Annotated in this window: 11 protein-coding genes; 4 read left to right on the top strand and 7 right to left on the bottom strand. The window is 45.4% G+C overall.

The features are described from left to right. The first annotated feature begins 108 nt into the window (after window positions 1-108). A complete protein-coding gene (locus tag HMPREF1535_RS24380; protein WP_046147916.1) occupies window positions 109-1,509 on the top strand; it encodes a C1 family peptidase in 1,401 nt (466 codons plus the stop codon). Between the two features lie 105 nt (window positions 1,510-1,614). Here HMPREF1535_RS24380 and HMPREF1535_RS24375 read toward each other — a convergent pair whose 3' ends face one another. From HMPREF1535_RS24375 to HMPREF1535_RS24365, 3 genes are all read right to left on the bottom strand, one after another. Beyond that, window positions 1,615-3,939, bottom strand: coding sequence for a GH92 family glycosyl hydrolase (locus tag HMPREF1535_RS24375; protein ID WP_046147915.1), 2,325 nt, complete (start codon window positions 3,937-3,939; stop codon window positions 1,615-1,617). Window positions 3,940-4,028: 89 nt separating this feature from the next. After that, window positions 4,029-4,673: a nucleotidyl transferase AbiEii/AbiGii toxin family protein gene (locus HMPREF1535_RS24370; protein ID WP_046147914.1), complete on the bottom strand. Its 645-nt coding sequence runs from the start codon at window positions 4,671-4,673 to the stop codon at window positions 4,029-4,031. After that, entirely contained in the window at window positions 4,628-4,954 is a 327-nt protein-coding gene (locus HMPREF1535_RS24365) for a DUF6922 domain-containing protein (RefSeq protein ID WP_046147913.1), read from the bottom strand. Before HMPREF1535_RS24365 ends, HMPREF1535_RS24370 begins: the two co-directional genes overlap by 46 nt. Window positions 4,955-6,044: 1,090 nt before the next feature. Here HMPREF1535_RS24365 and HMPREF1535_RS24360 point away from each other — a divergent pair. Next, window positions 6,045-9,185, top strand: coding sequence for a SusC/RagA family TonB-linked outer membrane protein (locus HMPREF1535_RS24360; protein WP_046147912.1), 3,141 nt, complete (start codon window positions 6,045-6,047; stop codon window positions 9,183-9,185). Window positions 9,186-9,214: 29 nt separating this feature from the next. After that, window positions 9,215-11,107, top strand: coding sequence for a RagB/SusD family nutrient uptake outer membrane protein (locus HMPREF1535_RS24355; protein ID WP_046147911.1), 1,893 nt, complete (start codon window positions 9,215-9,217; stop codon window positions 11,105-11,107). A gap of 186 nt (window positions 11,108-11,293) precedes the next feature. Here HMPREF1535_RS24355 and HMPREF1535_RS24350 read toward each other — a convergent pair whose 3' ends face one another. Together HMPREF1535_RS24350 and gltX are read right to left on the bottom strand one after the other, a co-directional pair. Further along, window positions 11,294-12,532 (bottom strand): 3-deoxy-D-manno-octulosonic acid transferase, encoded by a 1,239-nt coding sequence (locus tag HMPREF1535_RS24350; RefSeq protein ID WP_046147910.1) that lies wholly within the window; start codon window positions 12,530-12,532, stop codon window positions 11,294-11,296. A 3-nt stretch (window positions 12,533-12,535) separates the two neighbouring features. Continuing rightward, the gene (gltX, locus tag HMPREF1535_RS24345) at window positions 12,536-14,053 is read right to left on the bottom strand and encodes a glutamate--tRNA ligase (protein ID WP_007654238.1); all 1,518 of its coding nucleotides are present in this window, start codon (window positions 14,051-14,053) and stop codon (window positions 12,536-12,538) included. 94 nt (window positions 14,054-14,147) lie between these two features. On the opposite strand from gltX, the gene HMPREF1535_RS24340 reads away from it, so the two are divergent. Beyond that, the gene (locus tag HMPREF1535_RS24340; RefSeq protein WP_046147909.1) at window positions 14,148-16,178 is read left to right on the top strand and encodes an HD family phosphohydrolase; all 2,031 of its coding nucleotides are present in this window, start codon (window positions 14,148-14,150) and stop codon (window positions 16,176-16,178) included. On the opposite strand, the gene HMPREF1535_RS24335 is transcribed toward HMPREF1535_RS24340, so the two are convergent. Next, on the bottom strand, window positions 16,153-16,644 hold the full coding sequence (locus HMPREF1535_RS24335) for a low molecular weight protein-tyrosine-phosphatase (protein ID WP_010800510.1): 492 nt from the start codon (window positions 16,642-16,644) through the stop codon (window positions 16,153-16,155). The genes HMPREF1535_RS24340 and HMPREF1535_RS24335 overlap by 26 nt on opposite strands. Window positions 16,645-16,677: 33 nt before the next feature. Continuing rightward, window positions 16,678-19,140: a replication restart helicase PriA gene (gene priA, locus HMPREF1535_RS24330; RefSeq protein ID WP_046147973.1), complete on the bottom strand. Its 2,463-nt coding sequence runs from the start codon at window positions 19,138-19,140 to the stop codon at window positions 16,678-16,680. Window positions 19,141-19,199: the final 59 nt, after the last annotated feature.

The following is a 19,199-nucleotide window of genomic DNA, read 5'->3' as shown; positions in this document are numbered from 1 at the left end:
TCCTGTCCCAGGATATCCCTTATTTTTCTTTTACCATATTTTAGCCATTCCAATTTGTATCCCTTATCTTTGCAACAGATTAAATACATAACATAAACGAACTATATCATGAAACGAAACAACCTATGGATAACCACCCTGGCCTTGGGTATCGCGTTATCCGCCTACGGACAGCAAGCCGACGGAGGTATTTCCGCGGAGATGCTGCAACAGATCAAACAGTCTTACAAAGGAACACCGACTGATAAAGCAATTCATAATGCAATCAGTAATAACGACATCAACAAACTGGCAGTAAACGCTGAAAGCAAAAACAATTTCGACACTTACTTTTCTCACAAAGTAAACGGTAAAGGCATCACCAACCAGAAATCTTCCGGACGTTGCTGGTTGTTTACCGGACTGAACGTATTCCGTGCACAGGCAATCGCTAAATATAATATGGGAGATTTCCAGTTCTCACAAAACTATTCTTTCTTCTGGGACCAACTTGAAAAAGCAAACCTTTTCCTGCAAGGTATCATCGATACCCGGGAAAAACCGATGGACGACAAGATGGTGGAATGGTTATTTAAAAATCCGCTCAGCGACGGAGGACAGTTTACCGGAATATCCGATATCCTGGGAAAATACGGCGTTGTTCCTTCCGACGTAATGGTAGAAACCAACAGTAGCGAGAGTACCGGAAGAATGGCAAACCTGATCGGTCTCAAATTGAAAGAATTTGGCTTGCAACTACGCGACCAGTCAGCCAAAGGGGCTAAAGTAGCCGCACTGGAAAAGAATAAAACCGAAATGCTGGGAACTATTTACCGGATGCTGGTCCTCAACCTGGGTGAACCGCCTACGAAATTTACCTGGACACGCAAAGACGCCAAAGGCAATCCGGTTGAAACGAAAGAATACACGCCCCAGTCATTCTTCGATGAATATATCGGCAAAGACCTGACAAACAATTATGTCATGTTGATGAACGATCCAAGCCGCGAATACTATAAGTTATATGAAATCGACTTCGACCGCCACCGTTATGACGGCAAGAACTGGACATACGTTAACCTGCCGATAGAGGACATCAAGGAAATGGCTATTGCCTCTATCAAAGACAGCACTATGATGTACTTCTCTTGCGACGTGGGTAAATTCTTCGATCGTGAACGTGGTTTGCTGGACGTGAACTATTACGATTACGGCTCACTGATGGGTACCACTTTCGGTATGGATAAGAAACAACGTATCCAGACATTCGCCAGCGGTTCGTCGCATGCCATGACCTTAATGGCTGTAGACCTGGACAGCAACGGCCAACCGAAAAAATGGATGGTTGAAAACAGTTGGGGACCGGGTGCCAACAACGGACATTTGATCATGACCGACGAATGGTTCAACGAATATATGTTCCGTCTGGTAGTCGATAAGAAATATATCACCGACAAAGTAAAAGACGTCCTCAAACAAACACCGACCCGTCTTCCGGCCTGGGACCCGATGTTTGCTGACGAAAATTAATCGTTATATTGGAGAATGCAGATAAAACAAAAGCGGCAGACACAGTCTTACCGCTTTTGTTTTATCTACGCTTTATACCCATCGAATAGTGAAACGATGGATCATCTATTTCCCCCAATCCGAAGGCTTTGCTCCCATCTGCAATATTAAAGTTCCTCCCTTCATCAGGTCGGCATGCATCAGATAACATTTATCGTAAGGCTTTCCATTTAGAGTTGCCTGCTGGATATATATATTTTCAGGGCTATTATTGTGAGCTTCAATCACAAATGTCTTTCCCTCAGCATAGTTCGGGTCCAGATTGAAGACAACCTTCTCAAACACCGGACTCGTCAGTTCATACCGCTGATCGCCCGGACAAACAGGATGTAATCCACTAGCCGCCAACACATACCAGGCAGACATCTGGCCGACATCTTCATTACCGACCAATCCCAGCACCGAATTTTTATAAGCATTCCGGCAAATATCCCGCGTCCATTTCTGTGTAAGCTCCGGAGCACCTAGGCGGTTGAACAGGAATGGCACGTGATGTACCGGCTCGTTGGCATGATTATAATATTGATTCCATAAATAGTTGGCTGGTGTTTGTTCAAACATATCCGTCAGATCGGCCAGCACCTTTTCCCGTCCGCCCATCAGTTTGATCATACCTTCCACATCATGAGGTACAAACCAGCCTTGCTGGTAGGCATTACTTTCCACACAGCCATATCCTTCGGCCAGTCTTCCCTGTTCCGGCAACGGCAAATATTCCCCTTTTTCATTACGGGGACGGAACCATCCGTAATCCGGATCGTACAGGGTCGTATAAGTTCCTGCCCTACGATCAAAAACATCCTTATCCGCCTCTTTCCCTAGCCATTCGGCCAAACGGGCCATACACCAGTCGTTGTAAGCATATTCTAATGTATGGGAAATGGAGCCCGGTGTATATCCGTTCTCATTATTTCCAAACATCCGGGATGTATTCAAAGCATACTGATAAGCCTTGTCTATATCATACGAACGGATTCCTTTAGAATAAGCGTCACATAACACGGAGATAGCCGGATTTCCCAGCATACAGCCGGAATAGGCATTCAGCAACTCCCAACGTTCCAGATAGTTATTTCCGCTCTGGTCCGCAATCTCAACCAACGAATTAATCTGGTCATTGATCAGGGTCGGATTAATAATCGTCTGCAAAGGCATCTGGCTCCGGAAAACATCCCAGCCGCTAAAGATCGTCCGTTTAGAAAACTGGTCTGTTACATGTACCTGTTTATCCGCTCCCATATACTCTCCGTTTACATCACTGCAAACACGAGGATCGACCATCGTGTGATAAAGGGCTGTATAAAAGATATGCTTTTCATCCTCTGTCCCGCCAGACACGGATATTTTGGAAAGTGCGTCATTCCATAACTGCCGGCAGGATGCCAGTGTCGCATCAAAATCCCACGCATTCATTTCCGAATGCAGGTTCTCTTCCGCATTCCTCATACTGGTAAAAGAGATACCGCTTTTCATCAGAATCTGATCTCCGGTTTCCGTCTCAAAGTCAGCATAGAATCCAAGATGTTTGCCTACATAAGAAGTCACGTCCGGAATGATCCGGGCATTCCTCACTACTTCCTGATAGCGTTCGCTCTCTATATCTCCACGTTTGCGCGTCCAGTCATCCGGTATATCGGCCGACCATACGCCATGTGACCGGAACGGTCTCGAGAACTCGGCATAGAAATAGACAGTATAATCTGCTTTACCGTCGCCATTCCCCCAACCGCCGCCTTCGGGAGGACATTTCATCTCTCCACGGATCGTATGGTCATTGATCACTTCGATGGCTTGCCAGGTGGAAGTTCCCCCCACCCTTCTCGCCAGGTCTATCTGGATACGCGATTCTTTACTTTCAGGAAATGTAAAACGCAACATTCCACTATGGGGAAGTGCCGTTGCCTCCGCTTTTATCTGATAATCCGTCAGCATCACAGCGTAATAACCGGCAGATGCTTCTTCCGAAGACTTGTCGTACCGGGACCGGTATCCCTTATCCGGATCGTCCGATGCACCCGAAAACGTATGCAGTTTTCCTACCGTGGGCATAACCAGCAGGTTTCCCAGATCGCCATACCAGCCAATCCCGCTCATTTGTGTAAAAGCAAAACCTTCGATAGAAGTATGTTCGTCACTATACCCGGAACCATTATCCCCTCCGGTAATCGTATTCGGACTGACCTGTACCATACCGAACGGTGCCGTTGCCCCGGGAAAAGTCTTCCCCAGACCATGATAAGAACCTCCGGCATCCATACTGGTGGATGCCCCGATAAAAGGGTTTACATAAGAAGAAAGGGCCTGTTGCTCCTCCGACCGGTCTTTCACTGAGCCACAGGAAATATAAATTGCACCAAGAACCAATAAACACAAACTAATCTTTTTTTTCATAATGCTATCGATTGATAAGAATAAAATTAAGAATATTAGGACTACACCTCGAACTTTTCCATTCTGCAAACCTACATATGAGACATAAACTAAGAGAGCGGAAACGACTCAAAAACTTTATTTTGAATTTGAGTCATATCAATCAGTCTCCTTTCAATGAGTTTCCAATCATATTTACCATTCAACATAACAATATCTTCTTCGAAATCTATGTCTTCAAAATAAGTAATAGCTTTGAAAGGTCTAATGAGATTTGATCCGGGAAATTTACGCTCATACAATCTCAGCATTAAATTAAAAGGAAAGCGAGTGGAAAGGAAAGCTATATCAATGAAATCTTTTAGCCGCGAACCATTATCGGCAACAGCAGAAAGTTTCATGGCTACGATATCCTCCATGCTATACAATCTTATATCAGACTCGGTGTATGGCTTTTCAAGATAGCTATAGGAATGGGTGATGCAGTCTATCTTAACACCGTCTATAGTTCCCTTCAACGTATTTTTTTCCATGAAGTCAGTACAGAAACCATATTTATCACGAAGGAATATTTCTAGTTTCCCTGCATCAAATGATTCCGGTGTAAAAAGAACCAGATCAACACTGATTCTATGACCTAAATATAAGGCCAAAGAAGTTCCCCCTGCCAAATTAAAATTTGACATCACACTTTCACTTTCCAGCATTTTTAAGAGTTCAAGAGTTGATCTCGCAACAGTTTCCGTGTGTAACATTTTAGTTCTTCTTTTTTAAGATTAAAGGCAATACAGACAAAATTCATATCCCGGGACGACAAATTGGGAACTTCTTTTATTATTTCCCTAAATCCTTCTATACCGCCATACAATTTAAATGCAGCATAAAAATCCTTTAGCCATCCCCTCTCTATGACACGTTGAACTACTACTTTTCTTGATTTCCACCAATCAAAATGAGACAAGTCATATTCCCAAAGCAAGGAAGAGGAGATTGATGCATCACCTGTGTATGTCTTATATTCATCAAATATAGTCATTTCCTGTTCTTTTTGTACCTATACAAATTTACTACATTTCGGATGAAGATACAATTATTCAAGCGTTTTTATTATTTATCCTCCTCACAACAATTATCTTTTTATTGGAATGCCCCATCGACTCCATCCCCTATTTCCCATATTCTAAATGTTTATTACATCATCGGAGGATACAATCACAAACTAACCGGCGAAAGCAGGGATACTAATTTATTCCTCCCTACTAACTAATTGACAAGTAAGGACTCATTATTGCCAGGGTGTACAGGGTAACCGATTAAGGTGTACAGGTTAATTCGCCAAGGTGTACAGGCTGGTCAGTTATCCTGTACAGGGTAATTATTCAGAGTCGGGAGTTAACTATTAGTTTGTTATAGGCTATGATTTAGTAAGACTGGAGGATAGCAATAGTTTAAAGAAGGGGGCATGATAAAAACATCCTTTATACACAAAGTTTTCAACATTCTATTTGTTATTTGCAATATACCGGTGTAACTCACTGCTAATAAGGATAATGAAGCATTGCAAATGGACTTTTTATTTGCAATGCTATTTGTCATTTGCCATTATTCTTCTTGCTGTTTATATATGACAAATGACAGGTTCATTTATTTCTAATCTTGAATATAACACCATTTAATAGGGATTAACCATCATTTTGATGCAGTAGCTCAGAATATTATGACATCATCTAATGAAAAACTTTTTCGTTTTTATTTGCTTTATTCAACACTTCTCCATACATTTGTTGCCGTACACACTGGTAAAGCGTTATTGGTCGGTACATTTTATTGATTACGGAAGCGTTTTAAAGATATTATCTTAGTTGGAAACTTCGACACTTTTCAATGTAGCTAGATAATAGACAACAAGAACGCTCACGTACCTTTCCTTGTTATATCTGTTCATAGGCATTGTTATATGCATATGTCTCTATGGATATACTAGATAAAAGGGCGTGAGTTGTTGTTTATATTAGCTACAGGGCAGTCGAAGGCCTCCAACTAGATATAATCAACAATCCTCACGCCTCTTTTATTTGTATAACCATCCACTTGGGGATTGATGGATATCTAGTATTAGTATTTGTATGAAAAATCATGTTCTCAGTTTTTTTCATCGGTTCGCCTTGATACTATTCTTATCAGGGATGTTTATCTGTCAGGCCTATGCGCAAAGAACTACCGTTAAAGGTATTGTAAAAGATCATTCAGGAGAAGCACTTATCGGTGTGAATGTTATGGAAAAAGGAAAGACCAATGGGACCATAACCGGTAGTGACGGAATGTTCAGTCTGAATGTATCTGGGAAAAAGCCGGTATTAGTATGCTCTTATATCGGTTATGTAACGGAGGAAATTCCTGTCGTCAGCCAGGAAATGCTCACAATCACGCTAAAAGAAGACACCGAAGAACTGGACGAAGTGCTGGTTATCGGTTACGGCACGGCTAAGAAAAAAGACCTGACTGGTGCTATTTCCCGTGTAAAAGCAGAAAAAATGGAAGCAGAAGCTCCACGGTCTGTCCAGGACCTGCTACGTGCCAGTGCAGCCGGTTTATCCATCAGTATGTCTACCGATGCAGCCGGTACAGCCGACCTGCAGATACGAGGGAAAAACACATTAAGCGCAGGTTCGGCTCCCCTGATCGTACTGGATGGTGTCATTTACGACGGTTCCATGCAGGATATCAATGCCATGGATGTCGAAAGCATCGATGTTCTGAAAGATGCCAGTTCAGTCGCTGTCTATGGGGCCAAAGCAGCTAATGGCGTTATTGCCATTACGACAAAAAAGGGGAATACGGGCAAGCCGGTTATCACTTTTAATGCCAATGTCGGCCTGGTACATAATTCCCGACTGCCTAAGACTGTCGACGGAGCCGGCTTTCTGGCTTTCCGTCAGGAATATGCAGAAGGCTTGTTATCACAAGACGAGTTAACCGCACAACCCGGCAAATATGCCGACCCGCGAACCTTGTCATCGATGGGAATCGATCCTTTGACATGGTATAATTACGATCAGAAAAATCCGGGTTCAGCCCTGCCTGATGACAAGACACTGGTCACGACCTGGCTAACCCGTCTGAATCTACAGAACATCGAGATTGAAAATTATCTGAATGGTGTGGAAACCAATTGGGATGACATTGTTTATCAGACCGGCCTGCAACAGGATTATACCACCAGTATTTCCAACCGTACGGATAATTTCTCTTATTACTGGTCGTTAGGATATGCCGACCGTGAAGGAGTAAAAACCGGCGACCGCTACCGGAACTTCCGCTCACGACTGAATCTGGAATCAAAGGTTACTTCTTTTCTTACTGTCGGACTGAATTCCCAGTTCGCAACCCGTATCGGCGGTTATCTGGCAGCTGATGTCGACCAGCGTGAACATAATTCGCCTTACACGACTAATGAAATTGACAACCTGGATAGTCCGTACCGGATGTATCCCTCCGGCGACAACAATACAAAAAATCCGTTCTTTGACAACCTGTACCGTGACAGACGCGATATAAACCATGATTTCAATGCCAATTTGTATGCCATCCTGAAACTACCCTTCGGCCTGGAATATCAAATGAATTTTACTCCCCGTTACCATTGGTACGAATACATGAACCATGAATCGTCCCAGCACCCCGAATGGGCCGGAGAAGGCGGCAAGTCGGAACGTAAAAACGAGAAAACGTTCAACTGGCTGCTTGACCATATTGTACGCTGGAAACAGGAGTTCGGAAAGGATCACCGTGTAGAAGCGACATTCCTGTTCAATGCGGAAAAAGGACAATGGTGGCAAACGGTAGCCAAGAACCAGCAATTTACCCCGAGCGACGTACTGGGATATCATAACATCGGAGCAGGAGCCATTCCATCCGTTTCCAGTAACGATACTTATAAAACGGGGGATGCGCTGATGGGACGTATATTCTACTCTTTCAAGGATAAGTATCTGATCACAGCCTCGGTACGCCGTGACGGTTATTCCGCTTTCGGGCAAATGAATCCGCGTGCCACATTCCCTGCCGTGGCTTTAGGATGGGTCTTTACTTCCGAAAAATTCATGGAGGCATCGGGCAGCTGGCTGAATTACGGAAAACTCCGTTTCTCCTGGGGACAGAACGGGAACAGGGATATCGGTCAATATGATGCATTGGCTTCCCTCAACTCCGGACTGCATCCCTATATCGACCAGAACGGAAATGTGTATGTTACCTCCCAGATATACATCAACCGTATGCCGAACAATACATTGAAATGGGAACGTACTGCCTCTTATAATATAGGTATCGACTTCTCTGTGTGCGGTGACAGACTGAGCGGTAGCATGGAAACCTACATGGCCGAAACCAACGACCTGCTGGTTAACCGCTCCCTGCCCTCTATTTTAGGATATGACAATGTGAAGGCCAACCTGGGTACACTGACCAACCGTGGTTTTGAACTAACCTTGAATGCCAATGTGATAGAGAACAGAAACTTCTCATGGAATTCGAGCGGAACCTTCTCTTTCAACCGGCGGAAGATCAAACATCTGTACGGAGACAAAGAAGAAATAAAGGATGCCGACGGGAATGTGATCGGTTATAAAGAAGCGGACGACCTGGCAAACAAATGGTTTATCGGGCATGATACGGATCAGATCTGGGACTATGAACGCGACGGCGTCTGGCAACTCGGAGAAGAAGAAGAGGCTGCCAAATATGGAAATAAGCCGGGTGATTTCAAATATATCGACCAGAATAACGACGGGGTAATGGATAATGATGACAAAATATTCCAGGGTTACACCACTCCACGCTTCCGCTGGTCCTGGAGAAATGAGTTCACATTCTATAAGAACTTCAATTTATCCTTTATGGTGTATTCGCACATCGGGCAATACGGAACCTTCAACCGGGCAGCCAATACGGGAGGAATGTTCGACCGCTACACCGTTGTAGATATCCCGCGCTGGACAAAAGATAATCCGACGAACGATTACGGACGCCTGGGTTCCAAGAACATCGGCAGTAATTATGTAAAGAAAACATTCGTGCGTATGGAAAACATCACACTGTCATATAATGTACCGCAGGACTTCCTGAAAAGATTCTCCGTACAGAACATGCGTTTCTCCGTTGCCGTCCGTAACCCGTTCGTCATCACGGGATGGACTTTCGGCGATCCGGAAGGCGGTGACACGACGCTGAGAACCGTCAATTTCGGTGTAAACTTTACTTTATAAACATTGATTAACCCATAAGAATTAAGATTATGAATCAGAATAATAAAAAATACCTGGTACTGGCCTTAGCAGCCTTACCTTTACTGAATTCCTGCAGTGACAGTTGGCTCGACCCGAAGCCGCTATCTTTTTATACTCCCGAAAACACCTATGTAGATGCTGCCGGTTTGTATTCGGCACTGGTTGCCTGTGAACGTAATATGCGCCACGAATTCTTTACGGACGGTGCCCCGATCCTGACGGAAATGTACACCGCAGATATTGCCGTACATGGGAAAACCGACGAAAGCGGTTCGTTGGTGGACTTCGATAACGAGATGCTTCCTGCCCGAACCAAGAATGATATGAAAGGCAAGAACGGCTGGTATTGGGCAGAAGGTTTTAAAGGAATCAAGTACGCCAATATCGTGATCAGCCGTCTGGATGCCGCCACTTTTAAGGATGAGGCGGAGCGGAATGCCGTACTGGGCGGGGCCTATTTCCACCGCTCCTATCGTTACTATAAACTCACCCACCAGTTCGGAGACGTTCCCTGGTTAAGTGAAGAAATTACCCGGCCGAAACTCGACTTTTACTCCTATGACCGTTGGAGTATTCTTGAGCAATGTAAAAAAGATATGGAATTCGCTTACCAATGGGTACCCGAACAAATGGACCGGGGCCGAGCCAACAAAGATGCCTGCGGTATGTTACTGATGAAAATATGCATGTCATTGGGAGACTTTGACCGAGCCATTGAAGTTGGAAAGGAAGTCGTCGCCCGGCACCCGCTGATGACACAGCGCTTCACGACCAACCAGAACAAGCCCAATACGAATTTAATGCATGACCTGCATAGCGTAGAAGCCAAAATAGACATGAGCAACACAGAGGGCATCATGTATGTGGTAGCCTACCCCGACATCGTCGAAGCCGGAGACAAACGTATTTATACAATGCGTAACGGACTCCCTTACTGGGCAAAAGGGGCAGCGATCAAGACACCCGACGGAAAATCAGGAACAGCCATCGTCCCTGCTTCCGAAGACAAAAACACGGAAATTGACAATGATGCCAACTACGGCCGTGGCATCGGAACCTGTCGTCCTACGAATTATTTCCAGTATGAGATCTGGACCGACAAGGAAAAGAATGACCTGCGCAGCCCGAACAATCATGACAGCTGGAAACGTATGGAAGACCTTCGGTATAATGAGCCGAGCCTGAAGAAGAACAACAGCCCGTGGTATGGTCAGCAGCTGGTCCGTCCGAACGACATTTCCGTGGCAGACTCCATCCGTTGCTGGTACATGTGGCCGCATTATAAACTGTTTGTCCCGGACCCAACGAAAACCCAGGATCTTCAGGGTGGAGAAACACCCTGGTATATCTATCGTTCAGCAGAAACCTATCTGATGATGGCCGAATGCTATTACTGGAAAGGCGACAATGCCAACGCCACCTCCATGCTGAATATCGTCCGTGCACGTGCCGGAGCAGAGCCTTTGACCGGTACGATCGGTATAGCAGAAGTTCTGGCTGAACGTGCCCGTGAGTTGTATTATGAAGAGAACCGCCATGTAGAACTGGTCCGTATATCCTATCTGTATGCCAAAACAGGCAAAGCATGTGAGGCTTTCGGAGGACGTATCTATACCCTGAATAATTTCTCAGGACCAGGTGGAACCGGAACAAACAACAAAGATGCAGGCGTGAATTTCTATTTTGACTGGGTGATCAAGCACAATAACTTCTATAATAAAGGTATCGTTATCCCTTATGGCGAATATCGCCTGAGTGTACATCATGTACTGTGGCCCGTTCCGGAAAATGCGATCAAGACAAATACCGGAGGAGTCATCAATCAGAATATCGGATATCCGGGAGCAGAAAACAACATCACTCCCCTGAAAGTAGGTGAAGTAATTCCTGAAACAGAATAGACCAATGATAAGAAGCGCAATTCATTAGAAACATCAACAATGCGCTATGCCCCGGACGATCGGAAGAAAGTGGAATACACCGGATTCGGAGACTCCGGGGCTAAAAAACAAAATACCGATTGACTGGTGTCCAATTCCTTATCGGCATAAACCTAAAATCAAACACCAGATCAATCGGTATATTTTTTACAACTTTATTATTCGTAATATCTTATCTGTCGCCCCGGCATTGCCATTTACAAACTGTCCGGCACTTTCGCCCGCAGCTTCCAGCACTTCATGATAGGTCAGCAATTCATCCATCTTCTCGCAGAAGGATTGTTTATCTGATACGGAGAAGCCGCCTCCCACCTTGATCAGGTCTTTTGCTTCCTTGAATTTATGATATTTCGGACCGAATAAAACAGGGATGCCATACACTGCCGCTTCAAGCGTGTTATGAATACCCGCTCCGAAACCACCACCAATATAAGCGATCGTTCCGTACCGGTAGATAGAGGACAATAAACCGAAACTGTCGACAATCAGACAATCTTTACCTTCCGCCAAAGACTGGTCATGAAACACATCCGACAAACGGACGGAAGGACGTTTCAACAACGACTCGATATACATCAGATGTTCGCGATGAATCTCGTGCGGAGCGATGATCAGCTTCATCTCCGGATGCTCATTGAAATAAGGGATCAGAATCTCTTCATCCTGCGGCCAGGAACTTCCGGCTACAAGAGTCAATCTTTTCTCCTTTCCTCCTTCACAGACAAAATGTTCCACTGGCGATAACTCACGTGCCTGGTTACGGACATCCAGTACCCGATCGAAACGGGTATCTCCCGTAACAGTTACATTCGTTATCCCGAACTCTTTCAGCAAAGCTGCCGAACGGTCATCCTGCACAAACAAATGGGTAAAGCAATAAAGCATCTTCCGGTACGGATAACCGAACCACTGGAAGAACAACTGATCGCGACGGAATATGGATGAAATGATGTACACCGGGATATTGCGATGCTTCAACTCTTGCAGGTAGTTTCCCCAAAACTCGTATTTAATAAATACAGCAATGGAAGGATTTGCCAGATTCAGGAATTTCTTCACCCGGTAAGGCGTATCGAAGGGCAGATAGCAAATGACATCTGCCCCGTTATAATTCTTACGGACTTCATATCCCGAAGGGGAAAAGAAAGTAAGTAGTATTTTATACTCCGGATGTTCCGCCTTGATCTTCTCCATCATCGGACGTCCCTGTTCGAACTCGCCCAGGGAAGAAGCATGAAACCAGATATATTTTGCATTCCGGTCGATCTTCTCACGAAGAATGGAATTCGTTTTCCACTGCCCCAGACGCATGATCCGGGCCTTCTTATGGAATGGAGAAATCAACGCAATGATAAATGCGTAAAAGTGGATTGCCAGACTATACATAACTTATTTAAGCACTTCAATCGCTCTTTCGATACGGCGAATAGATTCTTCTTTTCCTAATGCTTCTGTAATATCAAATATATGAGGACCTTTTCCTTCACCGACTAATGCCAAACGGGTAGCATTCATTATATTACCCAAATGGTAGCCTTTGCTTTCGATCCAGGCTTTCACCTCTTCTTCCGTTCCTTCGATATCGAACGGTTCACGAACGCGCAGTACTTCGATCAGTTCTGCCAACTGGGCAGCAGAATCGGCCTTCCAACGTTTTTTTGTTGTCTTCTCATCGTATTCGGTCGGAGCAACAAAGAAGAATGCACAAACATCCCATAATTCTTTAATAAAAGAAACACGGTCTTTCATCATGCCGACAACCTTCTCCACATATGCCGGATCGGCTTTTATACCGTGGCTTTCAAGGATAGGCATGAACAATGCTGCGACTTCTTTATTGTCTTTTTTCTGGATATACTGGTGGTTGAACCATTTTCCCTTTTCATAGTCGAACTTGGCACCGGCCTTGCTGCAACGGGTAAGATCGAAATAGTTGATCAGTTCGTCCATACTCATGATTTCCTGATCGTTACCTGGATTCCATCCTAACAGGGCCAGGAAGTTAACAACCGCTTCCGGCAGGTAACCGCTTTCACGGTATCCTGAAGAGATATCACCGGTTTTAGGGTCATGCCATTCCAACGGGAATACAGGGAATCCCAGACGGTCACCGTCACGCTTGCTCAGTTTACCGTTTCCTTCCGGTTTCAATAACAAAGCCAGGTGGGCAAACTGCGGCATCGTATCTGCCCAACCCAGATAACGGTACAGCAATACATGAAGGGGAGCGCTCGGCAACCACTCTTCGCCACGGATCACATGAGTGACTTCCATCAAGTGGTCATCGACAATGTTTGCCAGGTGGTATGTAGGCAACTGGTCAGCCGATTTATATAATACCTTATCATCCAGGATAGAAGAGTTGATTACCACTTCACCACGGATAATATCATTCACATGAATATCTTCGTTCGGCTCGATCTTGATACGGACAACATACTGGTTTCCGGCATCGATCAACGCCTTTGTCTCTTCAGCAGAAAGTGTCAGGGAGTTACGCATCTGCAAACGGGTGGAAGCATCATACTGGAAATTGGCAATTTCCTGACGTTTGGCATCCAGTTCAGCCGGTGTATCAAATGCAATATAAGCCAGACCGTCATTCAGCAACTGGTCGACATATTGCCTGTAAATAGCTTTTCGCTCGCTCTGACGGTACGGACCGTATTCGCCACCAAAGTTCACACCTTCGTCGAATTTGATACCCAACCAGGTAAGCGCTTCAATAATATAAGCCTCCGCTCCCGGAACAAACCGTTGAGAGTCGGTATCTTCAATACGTAAGATCAAATCTCCGCCATTCTGTTTGGCAAATAAATAGTTGTATAAAGCTGTACGAACACCTCCGATATGCAGCGCCCCTGTCGGGCTGGGTGCAAAACGGACTCTAACTTTCCTTTGAGTCATAATTATTTCATTCTATAATAATGCGGCAAAAGTAGTCCTTTTTTTTCTCTTACTAAACTTTTTTATGTACATTTCGCCCTCAAATGAGAATCTTATGAAACTAAAAAACTATAGCATACACCCAGCCGTATATTTCATCGTGGCATCTTTGCTGATCGCCTACTTTTTTCCTCGCGAGGGAAAGTTCCGTTACCAGTTCTATGAAGGTAAACCCTGGAGGTACGGATTACTGACGGCTCCAAGCGATTTTCCTATCTACAAGACTGATGCAGAAGTCGATGCCGAGAAAGACAGCGTTTTGAAAAACTTCGAACCGTATTTCCGTATGGATGCGACTGTCGAGAACACGGAAGTCGACAAATTACGGGCCGCCTATACCGATGGCCTGAACCGGAAAGCGACACCTGCCTATATGCATTATATCGAAAATAGTTTGATCAGCCTATATAAAAACGGGATTATCTCATCACAGGAACAGGAAAAACTGAAAAAGGATAACTATGAGCGTGTCAATCTGTTGGAGAACAACATCGCCCACTCCCGGTATGCCAGTGACTTTTTCACCATAAAAACAGCTTATGAGTTTATCATAAACAATTGTCCGCCGCGGCTAGACAAATCGGTCCTGCAATCCTGCGATATAAATAACTATCTGAAGGAAAATATATCGTATGATGAAGCGATGTCAGAGAAAGTGAAAGACGATATGCTCCGGAGCGTATCCCTGGCGAACGGTATGGTACAGGCCGGAGAACGTATTGTAGACAGGGGGGAGATTATTGATAACCATACCTATAATGTACTGCGTTCGTTGAAGATTGTGCACGAGACCAAGTCGGGCGGTGCACAACGCCAAAGCATTATTCTCGGAGGGCAGTTTGTATTGGTCTGCGGCATCATCTTCTGTTTCTGGTTATACCTGTGGTCTTTCCGGTTAAAGATATTGCACAACAGGCGGAATGCGCTTTTCCTTATTCTATGCATATTTGTCAGTTGCATATTAACGGAGTTATGCGTCACTTATGCGCTGTTCAATGTTTATATCCTGCCTTATGCGATCGTGCCTATTGTTGTCCGGACCTTCTTCGATTCGCGTACAGCCCTATTTACGCATCTGGTCATCGTGCTGATCTGTTCGCTGATGGTACCTTTCCCGCATGAGTTCCTGCTGTTACAGATCATTGCCGGAATGGTGGTTACATTCAGTTTGAGAGACCTCTCGGAACGTTCGCAACTGATTCGCTGCGCATTCCTGATCTTTATGTCCTATACGTTATGTTATATAAGCCTTGCCCTGTATCAGGAGGCGGACTTCAACAAGATCAACTGGTTGATGCTTCTATACTTCGGTATCAATTTCATCCTGCTGATGTTTACTTACATCCTGGTTTATATGCTGGAAAAAACATTCGGATATGTATCGAGCATCACGCTGGTGGAACTATCCAATATCAATACGCCTATTCTTAAAAAGTTGTCGGAAACATCTCCCGGAACACTCCAGCATTCCTTGCAGGTCTCTATCCTGGCATCGGAAGCCGCTGCAAAAATCGGAGCAAATGCCCAACTGGTCCGTACAGGAGCCATGTATCATGATATTGGGAAGATGGCAAACCCGGCTTTCTTCACGGAAAACCAAAGCAGCGTGAATCCGCACGGCCAACTGACTTTCGACCAGAGTGCCAAAGTGATCATAAATCATGTCACCGATGGAGTCAGGATTGCAGAAAAGGCATTGTTACCCAAGGCTGTAGTCGATTTCATCCGTACACATCACGGATTAGGGAAGGCTAAATATTTCTATAATTCATTCAAAAACCAATATCCGGATAAAGAGATCGACGAAAAGGCGTTTACTTATCCGGGACCGAACCCGTTCTCGAAAGAGACTGCCGTGCTGATGATGGCAGACTCCGTTGAAGCCGCCTCCCGCAGCCTGAAAGAGCATACGGAAGAAAGCATCAGACAGTTGGTGGATAAAATTATTGACGGACAGATAGCAGACGGATTACTGAAAAGTGCCCCGCTGACGTTCCGGGATGTAGAGACGATCAAAAGCGTGTTTGTCGACAAGCTGAAAACAATGTTCCACACCCGTATCAGTTATCCCGACCTGAAGAAATAGTTTCGAGCAATCCTCCACAGGCGTCTTCCAACAAATCGAGTACCAACTCAAAACCGGAGGCGCCCCCATAATACGGGTCAGGGACATGATCATACAACTTATTACGGGAATATTCCGTCATCTGATGTATTTTAGCTACTGATTCCAGATCGGGAGCTTTCCGTTTCAGGTCATCTATATTCCGGTCGTCCATTCCGATGATCAGATCAAAATCATAAAAGTCAGTCGTACGAACCGGACGGGAAATAGAATCCAGCATATATCCCCGGCGGGAGGCATGCGCCCTCATCCGCTGGTCGGCACGTTCTCCCTCATGGTATCCCATGATACCTGCCGAATCGACTTCTATATAATTGTCAAGGCCGGCATCTTTTACCAGCTTCTTCATCACAGCCTCCGCCGACGGAGAACGGCAAATATTCCCCAGACAAACAAACAATATCTTATACTCTTTCTTCTCTCCCATAATTTTCAATTCTCAATTTTCAATATTCAATTATCAAGCCGGATCCACATCATAATGCACCAGCAATTGCCTGAATGGCAAATAGCGTTGCATCTCTGAATGGACAACCTCCAGTATTTCCCTGACAGGGGCAATGGCGGCGGCTATCTCTATTTTCAACACAATCTTCTTGATATGCAAAGTCTGCACACGTGTTACCGGAGGGGTGACAGGTCCCAGTACCCGCTCTCCGAGACGGGCATGCAGTTTCTCGGCATAGATCACCGACAGTTCCTGCAAAACCGACTCATTGCGGCTCCGGAGCACCAACACGATCAACCGGTAATAAGGAGGATACCGGAACATGCTACGCTCGCTCAACTGCAAACGAACCATTTCCTTATAAGCAAAATGCTGCACCATCCGTATCAGAGGATGTTCCGGCTGGGAAGTTTGCAAAACAACCGTACCACGTTTATCCCTTCTCCCTGCTCGTCCGCTTACCTGCACCATCAGTTGGAAAGCACGTTCGTGAGCCCGGAAATCGGGATAGTTCATCAGGTTATCGGCATTCAGGATTCCAACAACACTGACATTTCCGAAATCCAATCCTTTCGATAACATCTGCGTTCCGATAAGGATTTGCGTCTTTCCTTTCTCAAAGTCGGAAATGATGCGTTCGTAAGCCGTACGGGTACGTGCCGTATCGAAATCCAACCGCTCGACCTTCGCCGAAGGGAACAGGGAAGCTATTTCCTCCTCCACCTTCTCTGTCCCAAAACCCATCATCTTCAACTCCGTACTCTGGCATTCCGGACAATGAGGCGGTAACTGGATGGTATATCCGCAATAATGGCAAACCAATTGGTTATGATATTTATGATAGGTCAGGCTGACATCACAGTTCACACAATGAGGCACCCAGCCACAACTCTTACATTCGATCAGCGGGGCAAACCCACGCCTGTTCTGGAACAAGATAGCCTGTTCACCGCGTGCCAGGGACGCATTTACTTTCTCGACCAATAACGGGGAGAAAAGTGTATCCTTCATGATCTTTTTCCGCTTCAGTTCCTTTATATCGGCAGTTATAATCTCCGGCATCAGGCAGTCACCGTAACGGGTAACCAACTCTACCAGTCCATACTTACCAGTCGTTGCATTGAAATAAGAATCGATCGAAGGGGTAGCAGATCCCAGCAGCGTCTTTGCCCCATGCATTCCCGCCAACACGATTGCAGCATTGCGGGCATGGTAACGAGGGGCCGGATCTTGCTGCTTATACGTATTTTCATGTTCCTCATCCACAATGATCAGTCCCAGGTCCTTGAATGGCAGGAAGAGAGAAGAACGTACACCCAGCACTACCATCGGTTCGTTCCCATGCAGGAGTTTGTTCCATACTTCCACACGCTCGTTATCCGAGAATTTCGAATGATATACCAAGAGCTTATTACCGAACAGTTTAGCCAGCCGTTCGGTGATCTGCGTCGTAATAGCTATTTCAGGAAGCATATATAGAACCTGCCGTCCCAGCTTCAGAACCTCGTCTATCAGCCGTACATAAATTTCCGTCTTACCGCTGGAAGTAACTCCGTGAAGCAGGCAAACATCTTTAGAAGTAAAGGTATCATGTATCTCGCTATACGCTTTCTCCTGTGCCGGACTAAGCGAACTGAGAGGTTGCAAACGGCATACCGGAACCTGCAAACGCCCCACTTCTTTTTCATAGCTTTCAAGGACTCCCCGTTTCAGCAACCCGTCCAATATCGTTGATGAACAACCACTGCGTTCCAGTAATTCTTTTTTGGATACTTCCACGGTTAATGCCGGATTTAATGCGTGGCTCAGATCAAGGAAGCAAACCAGCAAAAGTTCCTGCTTCTTGGCCCGCTTAAAATCAGCAAAGGCTTCCTGCAAGCGTTCTTCGGTTGCATATTCCTGAGACAGACGGATAAATGTCTGCATCTTCGGAACAAACCCGCGTTTCATCTCTTCGCTGACCTCCACTGCCCCACGGGCCATCAGGGAAGCAACTACGGGAACGACATTGCGCAGGCCTGTTTTCTTTTCCAACTCCGAAACTGTTAACTTGAGCACTCCTTTAAAAGCATCCAGCACAGCCTGCTCATTAGGACGCAAAGGACCGTCCGCCTCAAAATCGGCATTATAGGTGACAGCCGTCTCGCTTTCCAGTTTCAGCCCGGAAGGTAAAGCCGCTTTATAGACATCTCCCAGTTTACACATATAATAAGAGGCGATCCATTTCCAAAAACGAAGTTGCGGCCTCCTTAGTACTGGGCTGGCATCCAGCAGGGCATAAATCTCCTTCGTCTCAAAGTCCGTATTCGGCCTGCGTTCATGTACTTCCATCACAATGGCAGTATAGTAACGTTTCTTGCCGAAATGAACAATGACCCGGCAACCGGGAGTTACGGCTGCCTCCAGATCCGTCGGAATACTATATGTATAGCTATTCTCCAACGGCAGGGGTAGTATGACATCTGCATATTTCATTTCCGAGGTCAAAAGTAACAAAAAAGGCCGGACTGTTAAAGCCCGGCCCCTCATATCTT

This window comes from Parabacteroides goldsteinii DSM 19448 = WAL 12034 (assembly GCF_000969835.1).
Lineage (GTDB): Bacteria > Bacteroidota > Bacteroidia > Bacteroidales > Tannerellaceae > Parabacteroides > Parabacteroides goldsteinii.
The sequence above is the reverse complement of the archived record's forward strand: the minus strand, read 5'-3'. Positions and strand labels throughout refer to the sequence as shown.

Bases quoted from the DNA above. Each gene is read 5' to 3' on its own strand.
- HMPREF1535_RS24380 (WP_046147916.1), top strand. From the start codon at position 109: ATGAAACGAAACAACCTATGGATAACCACCCTGGCCTTGGGTATCGCG.
- HMPREF1535_RS24375 (WP_046147915.1), bottom strand. From the start codon at position 3,939: ATGAAAAAAAAGATTAGTTTGTGTTTATTGGTTCTTGGTGCAATTTAT.
- HMPREF1535_RS24370 (WP_046147914.1), bottom strand. From the start codon at position 4,673: ATGTTACACACGGAAACTGTTGCGAGATCAACTCTTGAACTCTTAAAA.
- HMPREF1535_RS24365 (WP_046147913.1), bottom strand. From the start codon at position 4,954: ATGACTATATTTGATGAATATAAGACATACACAGGTGATGCATCAATC.
- HMPREF1535_RS24360 (WP_046147912.1), top strand. From the start codon at position 6,045: ATGAAAAATCATGTTCTCAGTTTTTTTCATCGGTTCGCCTTGATACTA.
- HMPREF1535_RS24355 (WP_046147911.1), top strand. From the start codon at position 9,215: ATGAATCAGAATAATAAAAAATACCTGGTACTGGCCTTAGCAGCCTTA.
- HMPREF1535_RS24350 (WP_046147910.1), bottom strand. From the start codon at position 12,532: ATGTATAGTCTGGCAATCCACTTTTACGCATTTATCATTGCGTTGATT.
- gltX (WP_007654238.1), bottom strand. From the start codon at position 14,053: ATGACTCAAAGGAAAGTTAGAGTCCGTTTTGCACCCAGCCCGACAGGG.
- HMPREF1535_RS24340 (WP_046147909.1), top strand. From the start codon at position 14,148: ATGAAACTAAAAAACTATAGCATACACCCAGCCGTATATTTCATCGTG.
- HMPREF1535_RS24335 (WP_010800510.1), bottom strand. From the start codon at position 16,644: ATGGGAGAGAAGAAAGAGTATAAGATATTGTTTGTTTGTCTGGGGAAT.
- priA (WP_046147973.1), bottom strand. From the start codon at position 19,140: ATGAAATATGCAGATGTCATACTACCCCTGCCGTTGGAGAATAGCTAT.